The sequence below is a fragment of the Photobacterium sp. 1_MG-2023 genome, from assembly GCF_030547945.1.
Taxonomy (GTDB): domain Bacteria; phylum Pseudomonadota; class Gammaproteobacteria; order Enterobacterales; family Vibrionaceae; genus Photobacterium.
Map to the genome: position 1 here is coordinate 20,967 of NZ_JAUORR010000030.1, position 22,315 is coordinate 43,281.

Here is a 22,315-nt window from a genome sequence, read left to right on the forward strand (position 1 = left end):
TTCAGGCGCTCTATTGAGCGCCTGTTCGATGATTCATGAAGAACAACTGATTTCCAGTGTTTTTCCCCATTGGGGTGGCCTGACAGCAAGATGACTGAATTGCGGATGCTCGTCATAAGGATTGACGAGCACGTTCAGCAGATCTTCAACCATTTTATGATTCCCGTTTTCCGCTTGTTCAATTGCCTGCTGCGCCAGATAATTTCGCAGTATATATTTTGGATTGTGCAATCGCATCAGTGTCTGACGCGCGCTGTCTTCCTGAGTTTCAAGGGTCAGTCGTTCGGCATAAGTGTTCAGCCAGGTTTGCAGCGGAGCCAGGTCTGAAACCAGCTCCGCAAATGCAGGAGTACTTTCGGAAAGCGATTCAGCCGGAATACCCGACAGTGTTCTGAAAAACAAGGTGTAGTCAACGGACTGACTGGCCAGCAAATCAAACATCTGGCTGAACAGGGCGCTGTCTGATTCATGTCGCTCAATCAGCCCCAGCTTGTTTCGCATACGAATGCTGTATTCCTGCTGCAGTCTGGGTTGATAGCTGTGCAGGGCTGTGTCGATCGCTTCTTTATCCAGTAATGGCGTGAGCGCATAGCCCAGTGCGGATAAGTTCCACATCGCAATCGAAGGCTGCTGATTAAAAGCGTATCGACCTGTGTAATCCGAATGGTTGCAGATAAATCCCGGGACATAGTCATCCAGAAAACCGTAAGGTCCGTAATCAAACGTCAGCCCCAGGACCGACATATTATCGGTATTCATCACGCCATGAGCGAACCCGACAGCTTGCCAGTCCGCGATCAGAACAGCGGTTAAATCGACAATGCGCTGAAACATGGCTGCATAAGGAGAGGCATGTGCCCGTAAGTCTGGGAAGTGGTGTTTGATCAGGTAATCTGCCAGCAGCTTCAGATCATCATGGCGCTGGGTATAAAACAAGTATTCAAAGTGACCAAATCGCAGATGGCTTTCTGCCACCCGAACCAGCGTCGCACCTTTTTCGGTTTTCTCGCGGTAAACAGGCGTGTCACTGGCGAAAACGGCCAGTGCATGGGTAGTTTGAATCCCCAGTCCTTTCATGGCCGCGCTGGCCAGATATTCCCGGAGACTGGAGCGCAGCACGGCGCGTCCGTCTCCCATACGGGAATAAGGCGTCTGCCCGGAACCTTTCAGGTGAATATCCCATTTTTTTCCGGCGGAGGTCAGCGCTTCACCCATGAGTAACCCCCGTCCATCCCCAAGGTCAGGATTATACTGGCCAAATTGATGGCCGGTATACTTCATGGCCAGCGGTTCAAACCCGGGCAAATCATCATTGCCGGTAAACACATCCACGAAGTATGCAGTGCCAGCTTCTGCCGGGTCCAGCTCAAGCAGATCGCAGATGAGAGGATTCACACTGACCAGATAAGGGTTATCCAACGGCTGTGGGATCACGCGTGTCCCGAAGTGGCTGGGTAACTCACTGTAAGTGTTATTGAAAATCAGTTCGGAGAGTGTTCGCATGCGTGCCGCCATGAAGAAGGATAGAGGCCACTAGGGTAACAAGATGTGGCCGGTTAACAAGAGACAAAAAGCAGGGTTGTTGGCCTCTGCTGATTTGAGAAGAGGCCGATAAGGCTGTCAGTGAATCTGAGCTTAATCAATTGCTTCAATGTCAACGATTTTGGAACGGTTCAGGATGATTTTCCAACGCTGAATTTTGGGCTCCTGACCTTCGTCACTTTCACGGGTGATCAGGTTCACCAGATGCCTTTTTTCTACGGACTCGCGTGCCACCTGACCATCCCGCACCACATAAATCTTTTGAGAGCCTTTCTCCATCAGTGTGGACAGAAACCGCAGATCAAACAAAATGGATTCTTTGGTTTGTTCATAGCCGGTCAGAAATTTGGTCGTCGACATTCGCGTGGTGCTTTTGTAATGCAGAATGGCTTCTTCTTTCGCTGAAACCTTGTGTTTCCGGGCTTTTTTGACGTCATCTTCCAGCGTGTCGTATTTCAAATATTCCAGCCATTCAAGCTGCCGGCCAATCAACTGATTACTATTGCTATCAATAAACTGCTTACGCCACTTGGGTTTTCCCTTACGGACCCAGCGCCACAAGGCTTGCTTGAGGTCATCTTTGAAGACTTCGCGGGCTGCATAAATGACCGAAAGGACCAAGATAAAGGACGCAGTAATGTCGCCGAGGACACCGCGCGCTTCAATGAGCATGATGGTGACAAAAATCATCACGAAGCCTGCCGCAAAACCAGTCACCACTTTCTTGGTGGTATTCCCCAGTTCAATGGTGTTTTCTTTCATGGTAACTGGGTACTCGATTAAGCGCCGCAGCAGACGCATTTTGTTCGACATCCGGGTGGGATCGGCCGAGGCGCGTTCTGAGTTGTAATGATTCGTTAAGCGGTGATCCGATTCAGATTGACAAAACTCCAGATACTGGTTTTTGATCTCGCCATAATTTTCTGCCCGGGGCAGGTGCGCAACCAGCGATAAGAAGCGTTGTTCAGTAAACCACGACAGGTAATTGTCGATGTTTTGATAGTATTTCAGCAGTTCTTCATCGCTCGGGACATTCCGGCGAAGCCGCTTCAGGATCCTGGAAGAAACCTGCACAATTTCTTCCAGCTCTTCTGTGGTCCGTTCAACTTTTTCATCCAGCAACTGGTGGACGGTTTCTTCTAATGCGACAGCGAACTGGTAAGCAAACAGGCTCAGGCTTAAACGGTATTGCCCCGAAGACAGGTTTCCCCGGCTGGCTAACCGGCTGTGAACCAGTGGCAGGTGGTGTACATCACTGAAATAGGTCCGTTTACCGTGAATCACGTTATGGTAAAACTCGTCTTCCGCCATGATATTGGCATTCAGGCCAAGCTCACCGGGAATAAAAAGAAAAATATCAAGCTGACGATTTTTTGCCTCATGGATGACATGGGACAACTTCAGGTTATGGCCATCTTTCTTTTCAACGGTGATCACTTTACGGATATTCCTCTCAATTTTATGTAATTCAGTAATTCTAGTTGAACAAGAGGTGAAATAGCACCACTTGACAATCACTTATGGCCTGAAAGCGGTTTTTTTGCTCAGAAAATCCCATTTTGGTCAGGCAGGCGGAATCAACATCACGTATAATACGCGATTCGAAAATTGCGCAGCCGCTGCTGTACTCACTGAATGCTGTCAGTCCGTGCAGTATCGGGAGACCAAGGCGGATAGTCGCCGGATGATATTACCCTGAGAGTGACATATTTATGATAAAAATTGGTCAGTTCAACACGTTAGAAGTCGTAAAAATGGTAGATTTTGGCGTGTTTCTGGATGGTGGTGAGGACTTTGGCAATATTTTGCTGCCGAAGTCGTCCGTTCCTGAAGGAACATCTCTGGGAGATACGCTGGAAGTATTCGTCTATTTCGACTCGAATGATGAGATCATCGCAACAACCAAGCAACCGCTGGCACAAGTGGGTGATTTTGTGCAGCTCAAGGTTGTGGGCATTTCTGGCGTCGGTGCTTTTGTCGACTGGGGACTGGAGAAAGATCTGCTGGTGCCGTTCAGTGAGCAGCGTCGTCGTCTGGAAGTCGACCAGAAGATTATGGTACGCGTTTATACGGACAAAGCTTCTGGTCGTATTGTCGGTTCCACCAAATTTAACCGCTTTCTGGACAAAACACCGCCACAGTATCAAGTCGGCCAGGAAGTTCAGGTGCTGATCGCAGAAGTATCTGACCTGGGTTACAAAGCCGTGATTGAAGACCAGCACTGGGGTCTGATCTTCAAAACTGAATCGTTCGGCAAACTGTTTGTCGGCAAGCGTTTGAAAGCCTACATCAAAGAGATTCGGGCTGATGGAAAAATCAGTCTGTCACTGCAAAAAGCCGGTAAGGCGAAAGTTGATGATTTAGCGGATAAAATTCTGTCTGAGCTGGCACGGCAGGGTGGCTTTATTGCACTGAGCGATAAATCCTCACCAGAAGATATTTTCCAGGTGTTCCGGACCAGCAAAGCGACCTTCAAGAAAACGATCGGTGGCCTCTATAAGAAAGGGCTGATCGTGATCGAAAATGGTGGCATTCGTCTCAACGATAACTGAAAATTCTGCATTTTTTGTCTCAAGCCGGTGATCATCACCGGCTTTTTTGTGACGCATGTTATTCCCTCGTTTTCATAATCAGCGTATGTTTGTCTGGTTGGGCCTGACCTTTGAGGGAAGGCTGGGGTGGCTAAGGAATAAAGCCATCATTCGTTATCGTGTTAGGTGCCCATCCAAGGTTAATCAACCTGACATCATCTCGTGTGACAAGGAAACAACATGCAAGGAATGAAGATGAAAGCACTGGCAGCAGGGATTACGCTGCTGCTCTCTGGTGCCACGTTTGCCGCCGAAGTCCCGGCTGGCGTCCAATTAGCTGACAAACAGGAAATTGTCTGGAGCCTGGGCTCTGAGGTGCCAACGCTTGATCCGACGATGACCGCTGATGACTCCAGCAGCAAAGTCATCAGCGATCTGTTTGACGGCCTGGTTTCAGAAGATACCGAAGGGAATATTATTCCGGCGTTAGCATCGCACTGGGAAACCTCAGCGGACGGTAAAACCGTGACTTTCCATCTGCGAGACGGCCTGCAATGGTCAAATGGTGAACCCCTAACGGCTGCCGATTTTGTGTATAGCTTTCAGCGAAATGCTGATCCGGCATCAGCAGCGCCTTATTCCTGGTATCTGGCAACAGCCAATATCCTGAATGCACTTGAAATCACAGACGGCAAAAAAGCAAAAGAAACATTGGGCGTGAAAGCGTTGGATGAACACACAGTCCAGTTTACGTTAACGCAGCCAACGCCTTATTTTGTGAAAACACTGTCTCATCCATCGACGTTCCCGGTGTACCGGAAGGTTGTTGAGCAATTTGGTGATAACTGGACACGTCCGGAACATATTGTCAGTTCTGGTGCATATACACTGACCAACTGGGTCGTGAATGAGCGGATTGATCTGGTGCGAAATCCGAAATATTGGAATGACGCCAAAACAGTGATCGATAAAGCGGCTTATCTTGCGATTGAAAACCAAACGGCTGAATACAACCGCTACCGAACCGGTGAAATCGATATTACATCGACCTTCCCGCTGGAACAGTATAAGCAGATCAAAAAAGAGCGTCCGGATGAGTTACTGACCATGCCGTCGCTGGCGACTTACTATTATCTGTTTAATTTAGAGAAGAAACCGTTTGATGATGTCCGTGTGCGGAAAGCTCTGGCGTATGCCATCGATCGGGATGTGGTGACGAATATTATTCTGGGTCAAGGGCAGATTCCTGCCTACGGGGTAACACCTCCTGCAGTGGCTGGTTTTGATGCTCCGGTATTGCCTTGGTCCAAACTGAACCAGAAAGAGCGGAATCAGAAAGCAAAAGCATTGCTGGCTGAAGCGGGCTTCAGTAAAGATAAGCCGCTGAAATTTGAGCTGGTTTACAACACCAATGAAGCGCATAAAAAACTTGCGCTGGCCATGATGTCCATGTGGAAACAAAGCCTGCCGGTTGAAGTGGATCTGGCGAATCAGGAATGGAAAACGTTCTTAGAAAAGCTGGCACAGAAAGATTTTGGTCTGGCTCGTTATGCCTGGGTGGGAGACTACAACGAAGCATCGACTTTTCTGTCTTACTTTGAAAGTAAAGGGATGAACTATTCCCGTTGGGCGAACCAGGCGTATGATCAGGCCATGGCCAATGCACTGGCGGCAACATCGGAAACAGAACGGAACAAGTTTTATCAGGAAGCTGAGCAGATTTTCTCGGAAGAGATGCCTGCGATTCCGCTATATTTCTATACCAAAACCGTCATGAAGTCGCCGAAAGTCGGGGGATATTCGACCACGAATGCATCGGCATACCGGTATACACGTGATCTGTACCTGATGAAGTAAGTGAGCGTGCCTGAAAAAGGGGGCGTAAACGAATGAGAAAAGAGCCTGATACAGGCTCTTTTTTTCAGCATATATTTCAATTGCACACCGGACAGGCGGGCTGTTTCATTAACTTCATTTCCTGCCAGTGCATGGTCATGGCATCCAGCATCAGAATTTTTCCGGTGACAGGCGTTCCCATGGCTGAAATCACTTTAATGGCTTCCATGGCCTGAACGGCTCCGATGATACCGACCAGCGGCGACATGACACCGGCTTCAACACAAGTCAGATTCTGTTCTCCGAACAAGCTGCTCAGGCAGGCATAACAGGGTTCTTCTGCTTGATAGGTGAAGACACAAACCTGGCCTTCCATACGAATGGCGGCACCAGACACCAGAGGCGTCTGCGTTTGATGGCACAAGCGGTTGAGCTGATTGCGGGTTGGCAAATTATCAGAGCAATCGACAACCAGGGTGTGCGACTGAATCAAAGCCAGCAGGGCGGCGTCATCCAGTCGCTCAGCAATGGTGTCGATCTGAGTGTGCGGGTTCAGCCGTGTCAGCGCCAGTTTTGCCGATTCAACTTTCAGCATGCCAACGGTTTCATCGTGATGCAGCACTTGCCGTTGCAGGTTTGACAGTTCGACTTTATCGTCATCGATCAGGGTCATGTGACCGGTGCCTGCTGCGACCAGATACTGGCTGGCAGCACAGCCTAATCCACCAGCGCCAAGAATCAGGATCCGGGCGGCTTTCAGTGCCTCCTGTCCTTCAAAATCAAATTGCCGCAAAATAATTTGCCGGTTATAGCGCAGCATTTCCTGATCAGATAATTCTTCCATTCTGACTCCTGCTTACCGTCCGTTAATGCATGGTGGCGTTGAAGGGCTCAATCGTCACGATTTCACCGGGCTGAACTTTGCCGCGATCCTGTTCCAGAATCACCAGACAGTTCGCCTGATGCATGGAACTGAAAGCCCCGGAGCCCTGATTGCCTGTGGTCACGACTTCAATCTGACCCTGCGCATTCACCCGGTAGATCCCGCGCTGGAAGTCTGTTCGCCCCGGACGTTTTTTGAAAACGGTGCCAGCGACAGCAGGCAGGCGTTGCGGCGCCTGATACTGAGTATGGCCTGAAAGCTGTGCCAGCATTGGCTGGACAATCTGATACAGGGTCAGCATGGCGGAAACGGGATTGCCTGGCAGCCCGCAGAACCAGGTTTCATTCACTTTTCCGAACGCAAAAGGTTTGCCGGGCTTCATGGCAATTTTCCAGAAACCAACTTCCCCTTGTTTGGTCAGAATATCCTTGGTGTAGTCGGCTTCGCCGACGCTCACACCCCCTGAAGTAATCAAGACATCTGCCGCGCTGGTGGCTTGGGTAAATGCTGCGTCGAGTTGTGCCGGATCGTCCGGAATGATGCCCAGATCCAGTACCTCACATCCAAACTGTTTCAGCAGTGCGCGAATGCCGTAGCGGTTACTGTCGTAGATTTGTCCTGCAGCAAGCGGTTCACCCAGCGGGCGCAGTTCATCGCCGGTGGAGAAGAAAGCCACTTTAGGACGCATGAACACAGGGATTTCTGCAATACCCAGCGAAGCAATTAAGGGAAGCTCTCTTGCCGTCATTCGGGTCCCTTTGGCTACGACGATTTCACCCAGGTGAATATCATCACCAACGGGGCGAACATTGTCGCCAGCGTGCGGGCGAACCAGAAAGCGGATTTGATCGCCATTCGCTTCGGTTTCTTCCTGCATGATCACGGTATCTGTACCGGCAGGTAATTCAGCGCCTGTCATGATGCGGATACATTGACCGGGCTGGCATTCACCGGAGAACGGCGTGCCCGCGAAAGACTGGCCTGCCAGTGTCAGCGTGTCACGGGCATCGAGTCCAGCCCGTTTCACGGCGTAACCATCCATGGCGGAATTGGCGAAAGGCGGGACATTGATGGGCGAAATCACATCAGCAGCGAGGACTCGTCCAAGGGTCTCCTCGAGTGGTAAGTGTGTTGTATGGCTGATGGGTTGGACGACATCCAGCATTCTTTGGATTGCTTCTTCGACCGGCATCAGGCCTGGTGCCTCACATACTCCCATGATGTTCTTCCTTCGTCGATATGCTTAATTGCTGACTATTATGACAAAAAAATCTCTGCAGAACGAATGGCCCGAACAATTTCGGGGTGTAATTCATTTGAAATACGGGTATCCTTCGGGCTCAGTGTTTACTGGCAAGGCAGAACAGGCTTGAATCCCGGCCTGAGCCAGTTGGAGGAGAGTATGACAGCATTAAGCGAATCAGCATTGAAAGTCCGTCAGGCGCTTGAAGCACGTGGGCTGGAAACACCGATGACAGATAAAGTCGTCGATCAGGCCGAGAAAAAAGAGCGTATCGAATATCACATGCGTGAGATTCTGGAGTTACTTTCTCTGGATCTGACGGATGACAGCCTGATGGATACCCCAAAACGCATCGCGAAGATGTATGTGGATGAAATCTTCTCCGGGCTGGATTATGCCAACTTTCCGAAAATCACAGTGATTGATAACAAAATGAACTGTGATGAAATGGTGCGTGTGAAAGACATTACGCTGACCAGCACCTGTGAACACCATTTAGTGACCATTGATGGCAAAGCGACCGTCGCGTATATCCCACGCGGGAAAATTATCGGTTTGTCTAAAATTAACCGGATTGTGCGCTTCTTTGCTCAGCGACCACAAGTTCAGGAGCGGATGACACAGCAAATTCTGGTTGCGTTACAAACGCTGCTGGAAAGTGATGATGTTGCCGTGCGTATTGATGCAACCCATTATTGTGTCAAAGCACGGGGCGTGATGGATCAAACCAGCGAGACAACCACCACAGCGCTTGGTGGTATTTTCAAACGCATTCCTGCGACACGGGCTGAGTTCCTGCACGGTTTACGTTAACCACAGTCTTTTCTCTGAAATTCTGAAGAAGCCAATACATGAATACCAATCGCAGAAAATAACTGCTCATCCTAGCTTGTTAAAATGTTCGATAACTGCGTTAGATTTTTTGATTGTAGAATCACTACTTATCTAAAAAATCTGCCTTGTTCTCAAACATTTTTCCTACGCTATTTTTGAGCACGGACTTACTTTGATTGGTATAACTCATTGTATTGGCTTTTTTTATGCCACCACATCCATATCTGCAAGAATAAATTACGAAATCTTTATGATAAATCAGGTAAAAATCACCGATGATTAACCTGACACTTCTTTGTTCACCTGTGGTGAGATTTTAGTTTAGCGATTATTAAAATTTGAACACCATCACCATTTGTCTTTGCATAAACTTGAACTAAGAAACTTCCAACTGTGCTGTGAATACCTGATGTTATGGACTTATCCAAAGACGTTGCGGGAGAGTTCAGATGCATTCATTCACGCTTAACTGAATCTGGGGTTGTCAGTGATGCGTTATTTTAAACGTTACAGGGTATCGGAACGACGCGTTTCAGGAATGGGTTTGTTGATCGGTTTTACGGCCATGGTGTCGTACAACTTGCTTTCGTCCGCGTCCGTGCTTGCCGAGGAGGGAATGATCCGGCCTGTTGCTGTACCAAAGGTTATCGTCTCTGCCAGTGTATTCACCCCTCAGTTGGGCAGGCATGGTTTAGCTGATCTGACCTTGCACAGCTCACGGTCGCTGTGCCCGGCACAAACGGATCAGCTCTGTTTCCCTGAGCAATTACAGAATCTTTATGCGAGCCAAGATTTCATGCCTGTCTGGCTGGATGAAAGTCTTGTTGAGGAGTTTTTCCTGCAACTGTCGGCACTGGCAGAAAGTGACCGGGTTCCGGGGATGATGCAGCGATTGCTGGAATTGAAGCAACTCCGGGCGGATCGGGATTCAAGAGGATTCGATTTATTGGCCTCGGATACCTATCTTGTTTATCAGGCCGTGATTGCAAAAATGCAACGGGATCCCAGTTCACTTTACCGTTCTGCTGCATTTCAGCTGACAGCACAGGATTCGTTAAGCATCCCGGCATTCAGCTTGCCAGTATCGATGGCTCAGTTACAACAGCTCCGGCCGGTGGAAGAGAAATTCCAACGACTGGTTGCGCAGATGAATGCACTGGCACAGCAAGCCCCCCATGGTGTTCACCTTTCTGGCAGGCCTGCGATAGAATTTGGTGATCCGATCCCGCGGGGTGAAAAGCTGGCAAAAATGCTGAATGTGTATGGGGATTTGTCTGACCAGGACTATACCAACCTGACTTCCGCCCAGCCTGAAGATGCCGCGGCTGGCATCATCCGGATTAGCGATCCTTATGCCAACCGTGGGGTTTTACATGAAGCGATTCGCCGTTTCCAACAGCGTCACGGATTGCAGGATGATGGCATTATTGGTCCTGCAACCGCTCGCAATCTGACACGTTCCTACCAGCAGGTTGCGCAGTTACTGGCGCTGAATATGCAGCGAAGCCGTGCATTGCAGCGTCATGATTCGGGTGGGGTGCTTCAGGTCAATATTCCGGAATTCATGCTGCGGATACTGGATGAAGATAAAGTTGTGTTTGAGTCGAAAGTGATTGTCGGACGCAGTCAACGGCCCACTTATTTGTTCTCTTCGGCAATCAATCATATGGTGGTGAATCCGACCTGGAATGTGCCGGAAACGATTAAAGAAGAAGATGTGATCCCAAGCCTGAAGCGTTCACCGAATTATCTGGCGCAGCATAATATGAGAATGGTCTCCAGCTGGAGTGATGCTGGATCCATTGATCCCAGCCAGATCGACTGGAGCACGGTGTCGGCCAGTAACTTCCCATATGAATTTCAGCAACGCCCCGGCCCAAGCAATGCTTTAGGCCAGGTGAAATTTATGATGCCCAATGATTATTCGATTTACCTGCACGACACACCGGCAAAACGTTTGTTCAATCGCAGCAAACGTGATTTCAGCTCAGGTTGTGTCCGGGTGGAGCGTGCGCATGATTTGGCAAACTATTTGCTGGAACGTCAGCGGGCAGGGCAAAGTGCCAGTTATCAAAACCTGTTGCGTAAGCGCACGACAGCAACCATCAATTTGAGAAAAACTCTGGCTGTTGATTTCATTTATCGTACCGCCTGGCTGGATGATCAGGGGCGGCTGCAAATCCGGGAGGATATCTATGGTTATGATGATGAATCCTCAGTTCCTGCAGAGCACGACTATATCGCGATGAATCGTTATCGCTGAGTGGTTTGTCTGAGATCTCAAATGCCCCGTTGGACGGGGCATTTTTCATTTCAATGAATTTTCTGTGGCAAGGCCCGTCGACCTCTTGATTCAACCCCATTGTGTTGCGTAAAGTAGTGCCAATTTTGGTATAGACCAATTGGTGTTCCGATGCATACTTCTCAGCACAGTTCTTTTTGGTTTCAGCAGGCAATGGCGCGTGAGCCAAATGCTGCTGTGAACATCTTACAGCAGGATATTCAGGTGAATAAGCCTGCTTTTTTTATTCAGCGTGTTGCAAAAATGTACGTATTTTAAAAGCGCTGAACCTGAGTGTTTTTTGCACGTTTGTCCTGGAGAGCATCATTTATATGAATAAGTGTAAAAAATGAAATTAAATTTTAATGTTTCGAGTTGTAGTGGTTTTTTATGAAAATAATATAGGTTTTTCTGGTTCTTAGTTCTGGTATCGTGGTGGAAAGTAATGTTTCATATTTGACTCTATAAATTTAACCCTTACAAATCAATAGCTTGCGTTGTTCGTATTTTGTTCTATTAATGTTAATGTTTGCAGTGTTTTACTTTGTGATTTATAAAATGGGCCGGATTTATGGATACATATCTACCTCAACGAAGAGAATAATTATGAGCAACAATGGAAGTGGGACCCTGTTTGGGCACCCTAAAGGTTTGTTCCTGCTGTTTGGTACTGAACTTTGGGAACGCTTTTCGTACTATGCGATGCGTGCCATTTTGGTACTTTATCTGACAGATAAAACTGTCAGTGGTGGTCTTGGATGGTCCACTGAAGACGCACTGAGTCTCTATGGTATTTACACGGGTCTGGTTTATATCACGCCTCTGATCGGCGGCTGGATTGCAGATAATTTTCTGGGTCAGCGTCGTTCTATTATTATCGGTGGCCTGCTGATGGCGGTGGGTCAATTTACGCTTGCCTTACCTCATTCTATGGTTGACCCCAATGCAACCACAGCCTTTTACTTAGGTCTCGCGTTACTGATCGTGGGTAACGGTCTGTTTAAACCAAATATTTCAACCATGGTGGGCGACTTGTACGAAGAAGGTGATCATCGCCGTGACGGTGCGTTTACCATCTTTTATATGGGGATCAACCTGGGTGCCTTGCTGGCAGGGATTATTGCGGGCGCCGCTACAGCTGCTTATGGCTGGAAAGCCGGTTTTCTGGCTGCAGGGATTGGCATGTTGTTCAGCCTGTTGTTTCAGATGCTGTTTGCAGAAAAACTGCTGGGTGATGTGGGTAAGGTCCCTGCAGCCAAGCGTGCGGCGTCAATGTCTCAGACAGGCAGAAATCAGGCGTTAACTAAGCAGGAAATTGATCGCTTGAAAGTGATTATGATCATGGGCCTGTTTGTGGTTGTATTCTGGGCTGGCTTTGAACAAGCGGGTGGCCTGATGAACATTTACACCCAGGAATACGCTGACCGGATGATTGGTGATTTTGAAGTGCCAACGGCCTGGTTTCAGTCACTGAACCCGTTCTTCATCATCACGATGGCACCTTTACTGGCCTCTTTGTGGGTGAAAATGGGGGATAAAGAACCGAGTTCACCGATTAAATTTGCGATTGCACTCTTCCTGCTGGCCATTGGTTTTCTTTGTATGGTGGGTGCGGTGCTGCAGCAAGGTGATGACATGACTGCGAAGACATCCATGCTGTGGATTGTGGCCGCGTACTATTTCCACACCATGGGTGAACTGTGTCTGTCCCCGATTGGTCTGTCGATGATGACCAAACTGGCGCCACTGCGTCTGGCGTCTTTGATGATGGGTGTGTGGTTCGGTTTCAACGCCATTGCAAACTATGTTGCCGGTATGATTGGTGCACATGTGGGTGAATCTGGGCCATTAGCCATCTTCGGTGGTATTGCTTTGACTGCCGCAGCATCTGGTCTGATTCTGGTCGTATTCTCGAATCAACTGATCCGCTGGATGCATGGTGCAGAAGGGAAAGTTGCCACGCAGCCGGAAACTGCGCCAAATGGCAAACCAGTAGAAGCTTAACCTGCCAACATGTCGGGGTGAGTTTGAATCACGATGAAAACAAATCGATTGAATCACGGGAGCATTGGCTCCCGTTTTTTTATCCGTGAAATTCTGAATTCATATTTTATTGGTATTGCGAGCTGCCTCTCACTTTCTGTATGCGATTACAATCACGACGTGAATATAAACCATTGGACACATTGAAAGTCTGAAACATACCCTTTGCAAATTGTTGCATTAATTTTGACCAATATGGAAAGGGAAGTCGTGTATGAAAAAGTCGCTGTTAGCCGTTGTGATTCCGGCGGTCATGCTGGCGGGGTGTGGTGGGGGTTCTGATTCTGATGCCGGACCAAATCCGGATGAACAGGGAGCGGCCACGATTCAGGTGATCGATGGCTATCTCTCGAATGCCGAAGTCTGTGTTGACAGAAACCGTAACCAAGCCTGTGATGCTGGCGAGTTGCTGACCAATAGAACGGATGCAAAAGGGCAGGTCAACCTGACTGCTGCGGACCGCCAGTATCCGCTCATTGCCCGTATTATCGCCGGTGAAACGTCAGACAACGATCAGCCCGATGCTGTCTGGCAGGATACTGAATTTTATGCCGAAGCCGGAAGCCTGTTCCTGTCACCCTTTACGACCATGGCACATCTTAACCAGCAAAGTTTGTCAGATTTTGCAGCCAGCCTGAATTTGGATGCAAGCCTCTTGGCTCAGGATTACGTGGCACTGGCAGCGACCAATCCCGACGCTGAAAAAATTCATTTATACGCACGTTCTATCATGAAGATGCTGGGGGAAACTTTAGCGGCCAACAACACAGAAACCCAGAAATTACAGGTTCAGGGGCTGAAAACCTTTATTCAGACCCTGGCGAATCAGAATGTAGATCTGGGCACTGTTGATCTGTCAGTTGATGAACAGGGAACAGTCACCCGTGCTGCGCGATTTACAGACTTAGCCGGGTATCTGGATGGCAGAACTCTCTATACAACGTTTCTGAATACCTTTGAATACGAGCCCCGGAAGAATATCTTCAAGAATGGCACGCTTCATGATCCTGCAACAGACTTTACGTCTGACTATGAGGTGACAGGCCTGAAACTAAAATCGGATCTGCTGCATACCAATTTTCTCTATGTGGATGATGCGGTTGCTCTGAGTTTTATGACGCCTGATCGCGGCCAGAATGCCAGCGCCTATAATCTGCTGAGTGTCTGGTCGGAGCGAGATGTTGCCAGTGGCGATAATACATATCTGACAGCAGAGGATTTTGTCGGGCAGACCTGGTATCACCTGCGTGATCTGGCAAGTATCCGGGATGGCAGAGCCGCGGCATCGAAGCCTGCATTCACCGAGATCAGGTTCGGTGCTGAGGGCCGAATTGAAATTCAGCCGCGCGGGGAGGAGGCGTTTGATGCCAGCTGGACCATCGTGCCAAAAAATGAACTGCCCAATCCGAACAACCCGCCTTACATGCAAATTATCCGGATCCCTTATGGAGACATCGCATTGCGAGAGAGTTTAGCGGGTGCGAAAGGTATGGTATTGCAAACGCTGTTTCATCATCAGGATATTGTGATTGCCAAAGAGATGATGAACATCAGATTCGATGAAGGCGAGGTCGATGCGGCATCTATCGTGCTCCTGACCCGGAATAAAGCACTGGCGGAAGCCATTTATCAGGCCTGGCAGCAATAGCGTAAAGCTGTCGTTTTGAATCGAGAAACGGAAGGAAACCTATCGAATTCGTGCGCTTCCGTTTCTTTTTATCTGACATTTCATATGATTTTTTACGTTCTTGCGATTCCCTTCTCGAATGTGTATTCGCTGACAGACTCGTTGTTGTGATGCGTCAGTGAAGATATCGCACGACAAACTTATCGTTTATGTGAATGTTGTTTAATCTTTGTTCAGTTTTAACTGTGAGGATCGCGCATGAGGAAATTGCTTTTATCGGTTGTGGTGACAGCAGCCATTTTAACGGGGTGTGGTGGTTCGGATTCTGATAAGGATCAGAGGCAATCGGTTCAGGTGACGGTGATTGACGGTTATCTGTCGGATGCACAGGTTTGTGTCGACCGAAATCGCAACGGACACTGTGATACAGGCGAACTTTTAACTGAAAAAACCAACGGCAACGGTCAAATCACCATTTCTGCAAGTGACAGCCAGTCCCCGTTGATTGCCAGAGTCATTGCCGGTGAATCATCAGACAGCGATCATCCAGGTTTTGTCTGGCAGGATGCTGAACTCTATGCACCCGCCGGCCAAACCATTCTGAGTCCTTTTTCGACGCTGGCGTATTTAAACGGTCAAAGCCTTGCTGATTACGCGGCCAGTCTGAATCTGGATGCCAACCTGCTCAGTCAGGATTATGTGGCGTTAAAATCGTCGAATCCTGATGCCAAGAAAGTCCATTTGTATGCGCGGACGATGAATGCGATGCTCGGGGCAACGCTGTCTGAAAATGATTTAGAAGGGCAGAAAATCTGGATTCAGAACCTGAAAAGCAAAATTCAGAAACTGGAAAACAATCAGGTTGATTTTGATACCGTCACTTTAACACTGGGCAAGAACGGACAGTTCAGTCACTCCGACCGTGTGAAAGGCATCCAGCTCTTTCTGGAAGGGCATGGCACCATGTTCCTTGACTTCTTGAACGTCTCAGAAACGATTCCTCACCGTTTGGTGTTTCAGGATGGGAAGATCGCTGAAAGCTCGCTGAATTTTGTCCGCTCGGATGCGCCTTATGAAGTCTCAGACACATCGATGAAAATTGCTGCTGATCTTGAGAACGAGATAGAGTTTGTTTATGTAACGCCCGATATTGCTCTTGCTTATCTGCATGTCTTTGAGTCAAGAAAGTATCTGATTTTCTGGTATAACGAGACAGACTTTTTTGACGAGACCACAGATTTAACGCTGGACGATTTTGTTGGTCAAACCTGGTATTTCCTGCAAGACGCAGCCGAGCCGGGTTCGAAACACAATGAGCCCTATGTGCCTGAGCTCAATGAGCTGACCTTTATTTCAGAAACAAGAGTGATGATCAATCCGACGGATTCAGCCGCCTATGAAGCGGACTGGGGTTTTACATCTAATCCGGAAGGGAACCAGACCCTGACGATTCATTTCGGGAATGAGAATCCTATGATTCTGGGCACTGAAGAATCGAAGGGCGGGGTGACCTTACTCTATAAGGAAGGTCTTTTGCATTCGGTACTCATGACGCAAAACAAAGTGCTAGCAAAAGCTTTATTCAATCAATGGCAGTGATCACCTGCATCCAATTTTGAGAATAAAGAAACGGAAGAAATCAAGCGACGCAGTATTTTTCCGTTTCTGTTTTTCCGATATACCATGTAATTTTTTGCGTTCTTGCGACCTACTTCTCAAAATGTGTATTCGATTACATGCACGCTGTCGTTATGCGTGGGTGGACATATGACGCCATAAACTCATAACCTAGGTGAATATTGTTTGATATTTATTCAGTTTTGAATGTAAGAGGCGCGTATGAGGAAATCGCTTTTATCGGTTGTGGTGACAGCAGCCATTTTAACGGGGTGTGGTGGTTCGGATTCTGATAAGGATCAGAAGCAATCGGTTCAGGTGACGGTGATTGACGGTTATCTGTCGGATGCACAGGTTTGTGTCGACCGAAATCGCAACGGACACTGTGATACAGGCGAACTTTTAACTGAAAAAACCAACGGCAACGGTCAAATCACCATTTCTGCAAGTGACAGCCAGTCCCCGTTGATTGCCAGAGTCATTGCCGGTGAATCATCAGACAGCGATCATCCAGGTTTTGTCTGGCAGGATGCTGAACTCTATGCACCCGCCGGCCAAACCATTCTGAGTCCTTTTTCGACGCTGGCATATTTAAATGGTCAAAGCCTTGCTGATTACGCGGCCAGTCTGAATCTGGATGCCAATCTGCTCAGTCAGGATTATGTGGCGTTAAAATCGTCGAATCCTGATGCGAAGAAAGTCCATTTGTATGCGCGGACGATGAATGCGATGCTCGGGGCAACGCTGTCTGAAAATGATTTAGAAGGGCAGAAAATCTGGATTCAGAACCTGAAAAACAAAATTCAGGAACTGGAAAATAATCAGGTCGATTTTGATACCGTCACTTTAACTCTGGGCAAGAACGGACAGTTCAGTCGCTCCGAGCGTGTGAAAGGCATCCAGCCCTTCCTGGAAGGAAATACGGGCGTGAAATTCCTGCAGTGGCTTAATGCTTCAATCGATATCCCGCACCAGCTTACATTTACGGATGGAAAAATTACCAACAGCAGTATTGGTTACATTCAGGCGGGTACGGATTACCAGGTTTCAGGCACATCCGTGACCATGGCTTCTCAGCCAGAAACGAAGATCGACTTTGTGTATGTTTCCCCGGATATCGCCTTGGGTTATGTCTATCATGATCCTTCCAATAAGTTTCTGACGTTCTGGCAATCTGAGGAAGATTATCAGAAAGGGAGCACTGATCTGGCCCAGGAGGATTTTACGGGGCAAATCTGGTACCTCCTGAGAGATGCTGCCGGGCCCGAAGCAAAAGAAGAAGAGCCTCCGGTACCTGAACTTAATGAGCTCGTCTTTCTTTCTGCCACCCGTGTGTCGATCAATCCGATGGGTGCGGACGCCTATGAAGCGGAGTGGGGTTTTACATCCGATCCAAACGAGAGTTTCCAGACCCTCACCATTCAGTTCAGCAATAACAACACAATGATTCTGGATACGGATGCATCAAAGGCTGGGGTCACGTTGCTTAAGCAGAATATTGTGAATGACAATCCTCAGAGTATCCTCATGACACAGAACAAAGCTTTAGCGAAAGCGTTACACAAGCATTGGCAATAAACCTTTCATCTGGAACGGCATGACGATGAAGTGGGAACTGGGGTAAGGTATGAAAAACCGAATCCGAGCTCTCACTTCATCAAAAGGATTTTTTCATGCATTCACCTCAGCTGCATTCACCTCAGCTTCATTCACCTCAGCTTCACATCCGTCCTGCAACCCCTGCCGATGCATCTGCCCTCACACGTTTGATGGCCCAGCTGGGTTATGAGACCGATCTGAAGCGGCTCGAGCACATGATTTATGTGGCTGACTCGGACTCTGAAACGATCGTCGTGGCTGAAGTAAACGATCAGCTTGTTGCGCTGCTCTCTCTGGTCTATTTTGACTATCTGCCAGCGGTTGCCCGGTATGCACGGATCACGGCACTTGTGGTTGAGCACAGCCATCAGGGGCAGGGGATCGGCACTGAACTACTGGCGCATGCCCGGCTACTGGCGACGGAGCAAGATTGTGTCTGTCTGGAAGTCACCAGCTCAGAAGTTCGTGAGCAAGCGGCTGCTTTCTATGAGAAATCGGGTTTTCACCGGACATCTTACAAGTTTGCCCTGCCTTTGACATAACCTCCTGAACCTCATTCTCCCCCGAATGACTTTGCTTTACTGGGGGAGTTTTCCGTTTGGGATCCCCTGATTCCATCTTTTGCCTATACTTGCGGAAAACCACAGCTTCATATGCGCTTCAGTCAAAGAACTCGCGCAGCAATTCATGCAATCTTGTTTACGGCATAAAGTTCTTATTTATCTCGGATGCTTCCATTTTTATTCGCATATTTCATTGATATTCATATGTTTGAACTATTTTATTGAAATGGAAGCAATATTTCGACTCACTTCAAAGAATAATCAACAGGTTAAATGATCACCGTCCAAAAATTTCTATTCACTTTGACGCAGTTTTTATCATTGGTTCGTTCTATGTGGATATAAAGATGTGACCGAGTAATAAATGGCTGATATGCAATTTGGCTGGTTTTTGTTCGTAATGATTAGGTGTAATTGTGGTTATTTATGCTGTAAAAGTGCTTTAAAAATCACGCGTTAAGTATTTACTCTAATTTTGATAGTTCACTCAATCTGTTGAAGGTGTGATATTCAGCCACTTGTCTTGGATTGCCCGCTTGTTGGACAAAATCGTTGCATATATTTTGTTACACATTGTTTACAAAAGGAGGGTGAGCTGTGAAAGGTGCATGTCTATTCATTGCTTTCTCGTTGTTTCCTCTGGTGGGGTTTGCGCAGGCGCAGCCTGATGACGAACGACTCATTCGTGCTTTGGAAGAAAGAGGCGTGATTTGCCAGGGACTGACCTATGCTGAAAAGCAGGAAGCTCTCAGAATCTACCTCAGCCGCAAAGCCAGCCTGAACAATCAAAAACAGAAAGTGAAAGACACAACAAAGCATTCAGATTTATCAGAGACTGAAAAAGTCGAATGTATTTCGCCTGAATAATCTCTGATGACCTGTGTTGTTACAGCTGAATCCTTTGGGTTCGGCTGGGGTTTTGACAACTTAACGATGGAAAATATAAATAAGGACAGTAAATGAAACATATGAAGAAAACATTGCTGGCAACAGCAATGTTCACTTTATTTAGTGGCAGTGGCTATGCGCATACACCGGTTGACATGGGTGTGGTGAATGAAGATAAATTAATCGAAATGCTGGTGCGAAATGGTGTGGTTGATGCGAATGCAACCGCAGAAGAAAAGCATTTAGCGTTAGATAAATATCTTGAAAATAAAATCCGTTCCGGATTTAAAGGTGATGCTCAGTTTGGCAAAGAAGCTTTAGCAAAACGCGCGAAGGTTCTGAAAGCCATCCAGAAAACAAATGGCAAACAACGTGCGAATGTCTTTGCGCTGGAAATGGGTGAAAAGCGCACCGACAAAGTACTGGCCCTGCTGATTGATTTTCCGGACTTACCCTGGAATGACAATCGCTTGACCAAAGAACACACTGAAATGCTGTATGACAGCTATCTGCCTGATCATTATCAGGATCTGCTGTTCTCCGGTGCGGGTTATACCGGTCCGAACGGCGAGAACCTGATTTCTATGCGTCAGTTCTACGAACAGGAGTCCGGCCATTCTTATTCTGTCATGGGGCAAGCCGCTGGCTGGTATCGTGCATCGAAGAATGCTGCATTCTATGGTGGAAACTCACCAACGACAGATAACGACCTGAATGCACAGGAGCTGGTTCGTGAAGCGTTGAATCAATTGGCGCAGGATCCGAATATTAATCTGGCCGATTACGATGTTGAAGATCGTTACGACTACGATGGCGATGGCAACTACCGTGAACCGGATGGTGTGATTGACCACCTGATGGTGTTCCATTCTTCCGTGGGCGAAGAAGCGGGTGGTGGTGTACTGGGTGCGGATGCGATTTGGTCTCACCGTTTTAATCTGGGTCAGTATCATGTGCTGTCGGGCACCAAGAGCAATGTACCGGGCCGATTCAATGGCCAGTACGCTGCGTTTGACTACACAATTCAGCCCATTGATGCGGCCGCTGGGGTTTGTGCTCACGAGTACGGTCATGACCTGGGTCTGCCGGATGAGTACGACACGCAATACACAGGTCAGGGTGAGCCGGTGTCTTACTGGTCCATCATGTCTTCCGGTAGCTGGGCAGGCCAGATTGGCGGCACGCAACCGACAGCCTTCAGCTCCTGGGCGAAGCAATTCCTGCAGCAGTCGATTGGCGGCCAGTGGGTCAACAATCAGGAAGTTGCAATTCACGAGCTGGAAAATGCGCCTCGCGAATTCAAGCTGTATCAGACCACGGATAATACCCAGCCAAACATGGTGAAAGTGACGCTGCCAAGCAAGCGGATTGAAACACTGAAGCCATTTGAAGGTCAGTATTCGTTCCATTCCGGAAAAGGCGATGATCTGCGGAACGGCATGAGTCGTACGCTGACGATTCCGGCGGGAACGAAAGCAACGCTGAAATTCAAAGTCTGGTATCAGATTGAGAAAGACTACGATTTCGCGCGTGTGCTGATCAATGGCAAGGCAGTGAGCGGGAACATCACCTCGATGGATGACCCGTATAACACAGGTCTGGTCCCTGGGATCGGGGGTGATTCAAACGGCTGGATCGACGCTGAGTTTGATCTGAGCCAGTGGGCAGGTCAGCAGGTTACATTGGGATTTGACTATGTGACCGATGGCGGTCTGGCGATGGATGGTCTGTATCTGGACAATCTGGTGCTGGATGTAGACGGTGCAGTGACTGCTATTGATAATGGCGAAAGTGGTTCGACGTTTGCGTTTAACGGTTACAAACTGTCTGATGGCTTCCACGACGCTGCACATTATTATCTGCTGCAATGGCGGAATCATACGGGTGTGGATGAAGGCCTGGCGAACATCAAACGTATGGGTCAGCTCATGTCATTCGAACCGGGCCTGATTGTCTGGTACGTGGATGAGTCCATGACAGATAACTGGGTGGGTAAACACCCGGGTGAAGGTTGGTTAGGTGTTGTCGATGCGGATCAGAATGCGCTGGTTTGGGCGAATTCAGGTCAGGCAGCGCAGACCCGCTTCCAGGTTCGTGACGCTGCGTTCTCGCTGAACGATCAGGCACCACTGCGTCTGGTCGATGCAACCGGTGATGTGCTGGAAGACATGAGCCTGATTGGCAATGCGAACTTCTCGGATGCTGAAGATTACAGTTCTCCGATGTCACCGGATTCTGGCCGCAAGCTGACGGAGTTTGGTCTGATGATCGACGTTGTCGAGCAGGATCAGAACAACGAGTACGGCGTGGTGCGTCTGTCGAAAGTGGCGGATCAGAATCAGGCGCCGACGGCGAGCTTTGAGCTGAATGTGGACGGTTTGTCTGTGTCTGCAACCAACCTGAGCGTCGACACCGATGGTGAAATCATCAGCTATCAGTGGGACTTCGGCAACAGTAAGTACAGCAATGAAGCTGCGCCGAGCTGGCAGTATGCACAGGAAGGCAGCTATACCGTGAGCCTGAAGGTGACCGATGATAAAGGCGCGACCGATACCTACAGTTATACTGTGACAGTTGAAGCGCCGAATGCACTGCCTGAAGCGAGTGCAGAGTATATTCATCTGGGTCGTTGGGTGACCATGTGGTCAACCAGTTCAGATAGCGATGGCCGTATTGTGGATACTGAGTGGACACTGCCGAACGGTAAGGTAAAACGAGGCCGCATCTTTACCTCGATTTTCCCAAGCTATGGCACGCATGAAGTGACATTGCGCATCATGGATAATGAGGGTGCTATCACAACGAAAGTGATTCAGGTCAACCTGTAA

At 48.4% G+C, this 22,315-nt stretch carries 15 protein-coding genes; 11 read left to right on the forward strand and 4 right to left on the reverse strand.

Going from position 1 to position 22,315, the window contains the following annotated elements; translation table 11 throughout:
* Positions 1-33 precede the first annotated feature (33 nt).
* Both Q4579_RS19460 and Q4579_RS19465 read right to left on the reverse strand, forming a co-directional pair.
* Complete coding sequence (locus Q4579_RS19460) at positions 34-1,503, reverse strand: YdiU family protein (RefSeq protein ID WP_303566415.1); 1,470 nt, start codon at positions 1,501-1,503, stop codon at positions 34-36.
* Positions 1,504-1,635: 132 nt separating this feature from the next.
* Positions 1,636-2,979 carry a hypothetical protein gene (locus Q4579_RS19465; RefSeq protein WP_303566417.1) on the reverse strand — a complete coding sequence of 448 codons (1,344 nt, stop codon included), beginning with the start codon at positions 2,977-2,979 and terminating at the stop codon, positions 1,636-1,638.
* Positions 2,980-3,254: 275 nt separating this feature from the next.
* On the opposite strand from Q4579_RS19465, the gene Q4579_RS19470 reads away from it, so the two are divergent.
* The gene (locus Q4579_RS19470) at positions 3,255-4,094 is read left to right on the forward strand and encodes a S1 RNA-binding domain-containing protein (protein ID WP_211649089.1); all 840 of its coding nucleotides are present in this window, start codon (positions 3,255-3,257) and stop codon (positions 4,092-4,094) included.
* A 219-nt stretch (positions 4,095-4,313) separates the two neighbouring features.
* Positions 4,314-5,930 (forward strand): ABC transporter substrate-binding protein, encoded by a 1,617-nt coding sequence (locus Q4579_RS19475; RefSeq protein WP_303566419.1) that lies wholly within the window; start codon positions 4,314-4,316, stop codon positions 5,928-5,930.
* A 76-nt stretch (positions 5,931-6,006) separates the two neighbouring features.
* On the opposite strand, the gene moeB is transcribed toward Q4579_RS19475, so the two are convergent.
* Together moeB and moeA are read right to left on the reverse strand one after the other, a co-directional pair.
* Positions 6,007-6,753: a molybdopterin-synthase adenylyltransferase MoeB gene (gene moeB / locus Q4579_RS19480; protein WP_303566421.1), complete on the reverse strand. Its 747-nt coding sequence runs from the start codon at positions 6,751-6,753 to the stop codon at positions 6,007-6,009.
* Between the two features lie 22 nt (positions 6,754-6,775).
* The gene (gene moeA / locus Q4579_RS19485) at positions 6,776-8,011 is read right to left on the reverse strand and encodes a molybdopterin molybdotransferase MoeA (protein WP_303566423.1); all 1,236 of its coding nucleotides are present in this window, start codon (positions 8,009-8,011) and stop codon (positions 6,776-6,778) included.
* A 183-nt stretch (positions 8,012-8,194) separates the two neighbouring features.
* Between moeA and folE the strand changes: the two genes are divergently transcribed.
* The 9 genes from folE (at position 8,195) to Q4579_RS19530 (ending at position 22,315) form a co-directional block, all read left to right on the forward strand.
* Complete coding sequence (gene folE / locus Q4579_RS19490) at positions 8,195-8,848, forward strand: GTP cyclohydrolase I FolE (RefSeq protein WP_211649059.1); 654 nt, start codon at positions 8,195-8,197, stop codon at positions 8,846-8,848.
* A 511-nt stretch (positions 8,849-9,359) separates the two neighbouring features.
* On the forward strand, positions 9,360-11,132 hold the full coding sequence (locus tag Q4579_RS19495) for a murein L,D-transpeptidase (protein ID WP_303566424.1): 1,773 nt from the start codon (positions 9,360-9,362) through the stop codon (positions 11,130-11,132).
* 624 nt (positions 11,133-11,756) lie between these two features.
* Complete coding sequence (locus Q4579_RS19500) at positions 11,757-13,154, forward strand: peptide MFS transporter (RefSeq protein WP_303566425.1); 1,398 nt, start codon at positions 11,757-11,759, stop codon at positions 13,152-13,154.
* A gap of 253 nt (positions 13,155-13,407) precedes the next feature.
* A complete protein-coding gene (locus Q4579_RS19505) occupies positions 13,408-14,841 on the forward strand; it encodes a hypothetical protein (RefSeq protein ID WP_303566426.1) in 1,434 nt (477 codons plus the stop codon).
* Positions 14,842-15,078: 237 nt separating this feature from the next.
* Complete coding sequence (locus tag Q4579_RS19510; protein ID WP_303566427.1) at positions 15,079-16,419, forward strand: hypothetical protein; 1,341 nt, start codon at positions 15,079-15,081, stop codon at positions 16,417-16,419.
* A gap of 240 nt (positions 16,420-16,659) precedes the next feature.
* Positions 16,660-18,015: a hypothetical protein gene (locus tag Q4579_RS19515; RefSeq protein ID WP_303566429.1), complete on the forward strand. Its 1,356-nt coding sequence runs from the start codon at positions 16,660-16,662 to the stop codon at positions 18,013-18,015.
* A 95-nt stretch (positions 18,016-18,110) separates the two neighbouring features.
* Positions 18,111-18,578, forward strand: a complete 468-nt coding sequence (locus Q4579_RS19520) for a GNAT family N-acetyltransferase (RefSeq protein ID WP_303566430.1) — start codon at positions 18,111-18,113, stop codon at positions 18,576-18,578.
* 618 nt (positions 18,579-19,196) lie between these two features.
* Complete coding sequence (locus Q4579_RS19525) at positions 19,197-19,466, forward strand: hypothetical protein (protein ID WP_303566431.1); 270 nt, start codon at positions 19,197-19,199, stop codon at positions 19,464-19,466.
* A gap of 92 nt (positions 19,467-19,558) precedes the next feature.
* The gene (locus Q4579_RS19530) at positions 19,559-22,315 is read left to right on the forward strand and encodes an immune inhibitor A domain-containing protein (RefSeq protein ID WP_303566432.1); all 2,757 of its coding nucleotides are present in this window, start codon (positions 19,559-19,561) and stop codon (positions 22,313-22,315) included.

Bases quoted from the DNA above. Each gene is read 5' to 3' on its own strand.
- Q4579_RS19520 (WP_303566430.1), top strand. From the start codon at position 18,111: ATGCATTCACCTCAGCTGCATTCACCTCAGCTTCATTCACCTCAGCTT.
- Q4579_RS19510 (WP_303566427.1), top strand. From the start codon at position 15,079: ATGAGGAAATTGCTTTTATCGGTTGTGGTGACAGCAGCCATTTTAACG.
- moeB (WP_303566421.1), bottom strand. From the start codon at position 6,753: ATGGAAGAATTATCTGATCAGGAAATGCTGCGCTATAACCGGCAAATT.
- moeA (WP_303566423.1), bottom strand. From the start codon at position 8,011: ATGGGAGTATGTGAGGCACCAGGCCTGATGCCGGTCGAAGAAGCAATC.
- Q4579_RS19515 (WP_303566429.1), top strand. From the start codon at position 16,660: ATGAGGAAATCGCTTTTATCGGTTGTGGTGACAGCAGCCATTTTAACG.
- Q4579_RS19470 (WP_211649089.1), top strand. From the start codon at position 3,255: ATGATAAAAATTGGTCAGTTCAACACGTTAGAAGTCGTAAAAATGGTA.
- Q4579_RS19475 (WP_303566419.1), top strand. From the start codon at position 4,314: ATGCAAGGAATGAAGATGAAAGCACTGGCAGCAGGGATTACGCTGCTG.
- folE (WP_211649059.1), top strand. From the start codon at position 8,195: ATGACAGCATTAAGCGAATCAGCATTGAAAGTCCGTCAGGCGCTTGAA.
- Q4579_RS19460 (WP_303566415.1), bottom strand. From the start codon at position 1,503: ATGCGAACACTCTCCGAACTGATTTTCAATAACACTTACAGTGAGTTA.
- Q4579_RS19500 (WP_303566425.1), top strand. From the start codon at position 11,757: ATGAGCAACAATGGAAGTGGGACCCTGTTTGGGCACCCTAAAGGTTTG.
- Q4579_RS19505 (WP_303566426.1), top strand. From the start codon at position 13,408: ATGAAAAAGTCGCTGTTAGCCGTTGTGATTCCGGCGGTCATGCTGGCG.
- Q4579_RS19530 (WP_303566432.1), top strand. From the start codon at position 19,559: ATGAAACATATGAAGAAAACATTGCTGGCAACAGCAATGTTCACTTTA.
- Q4579_RS19495 (WP_303566424.1), top strand. From the start codon at position 9,360: ATGCGTTATTTTAAACGTTACAGGGTATCGGAACGACGCGTTTCAGGA.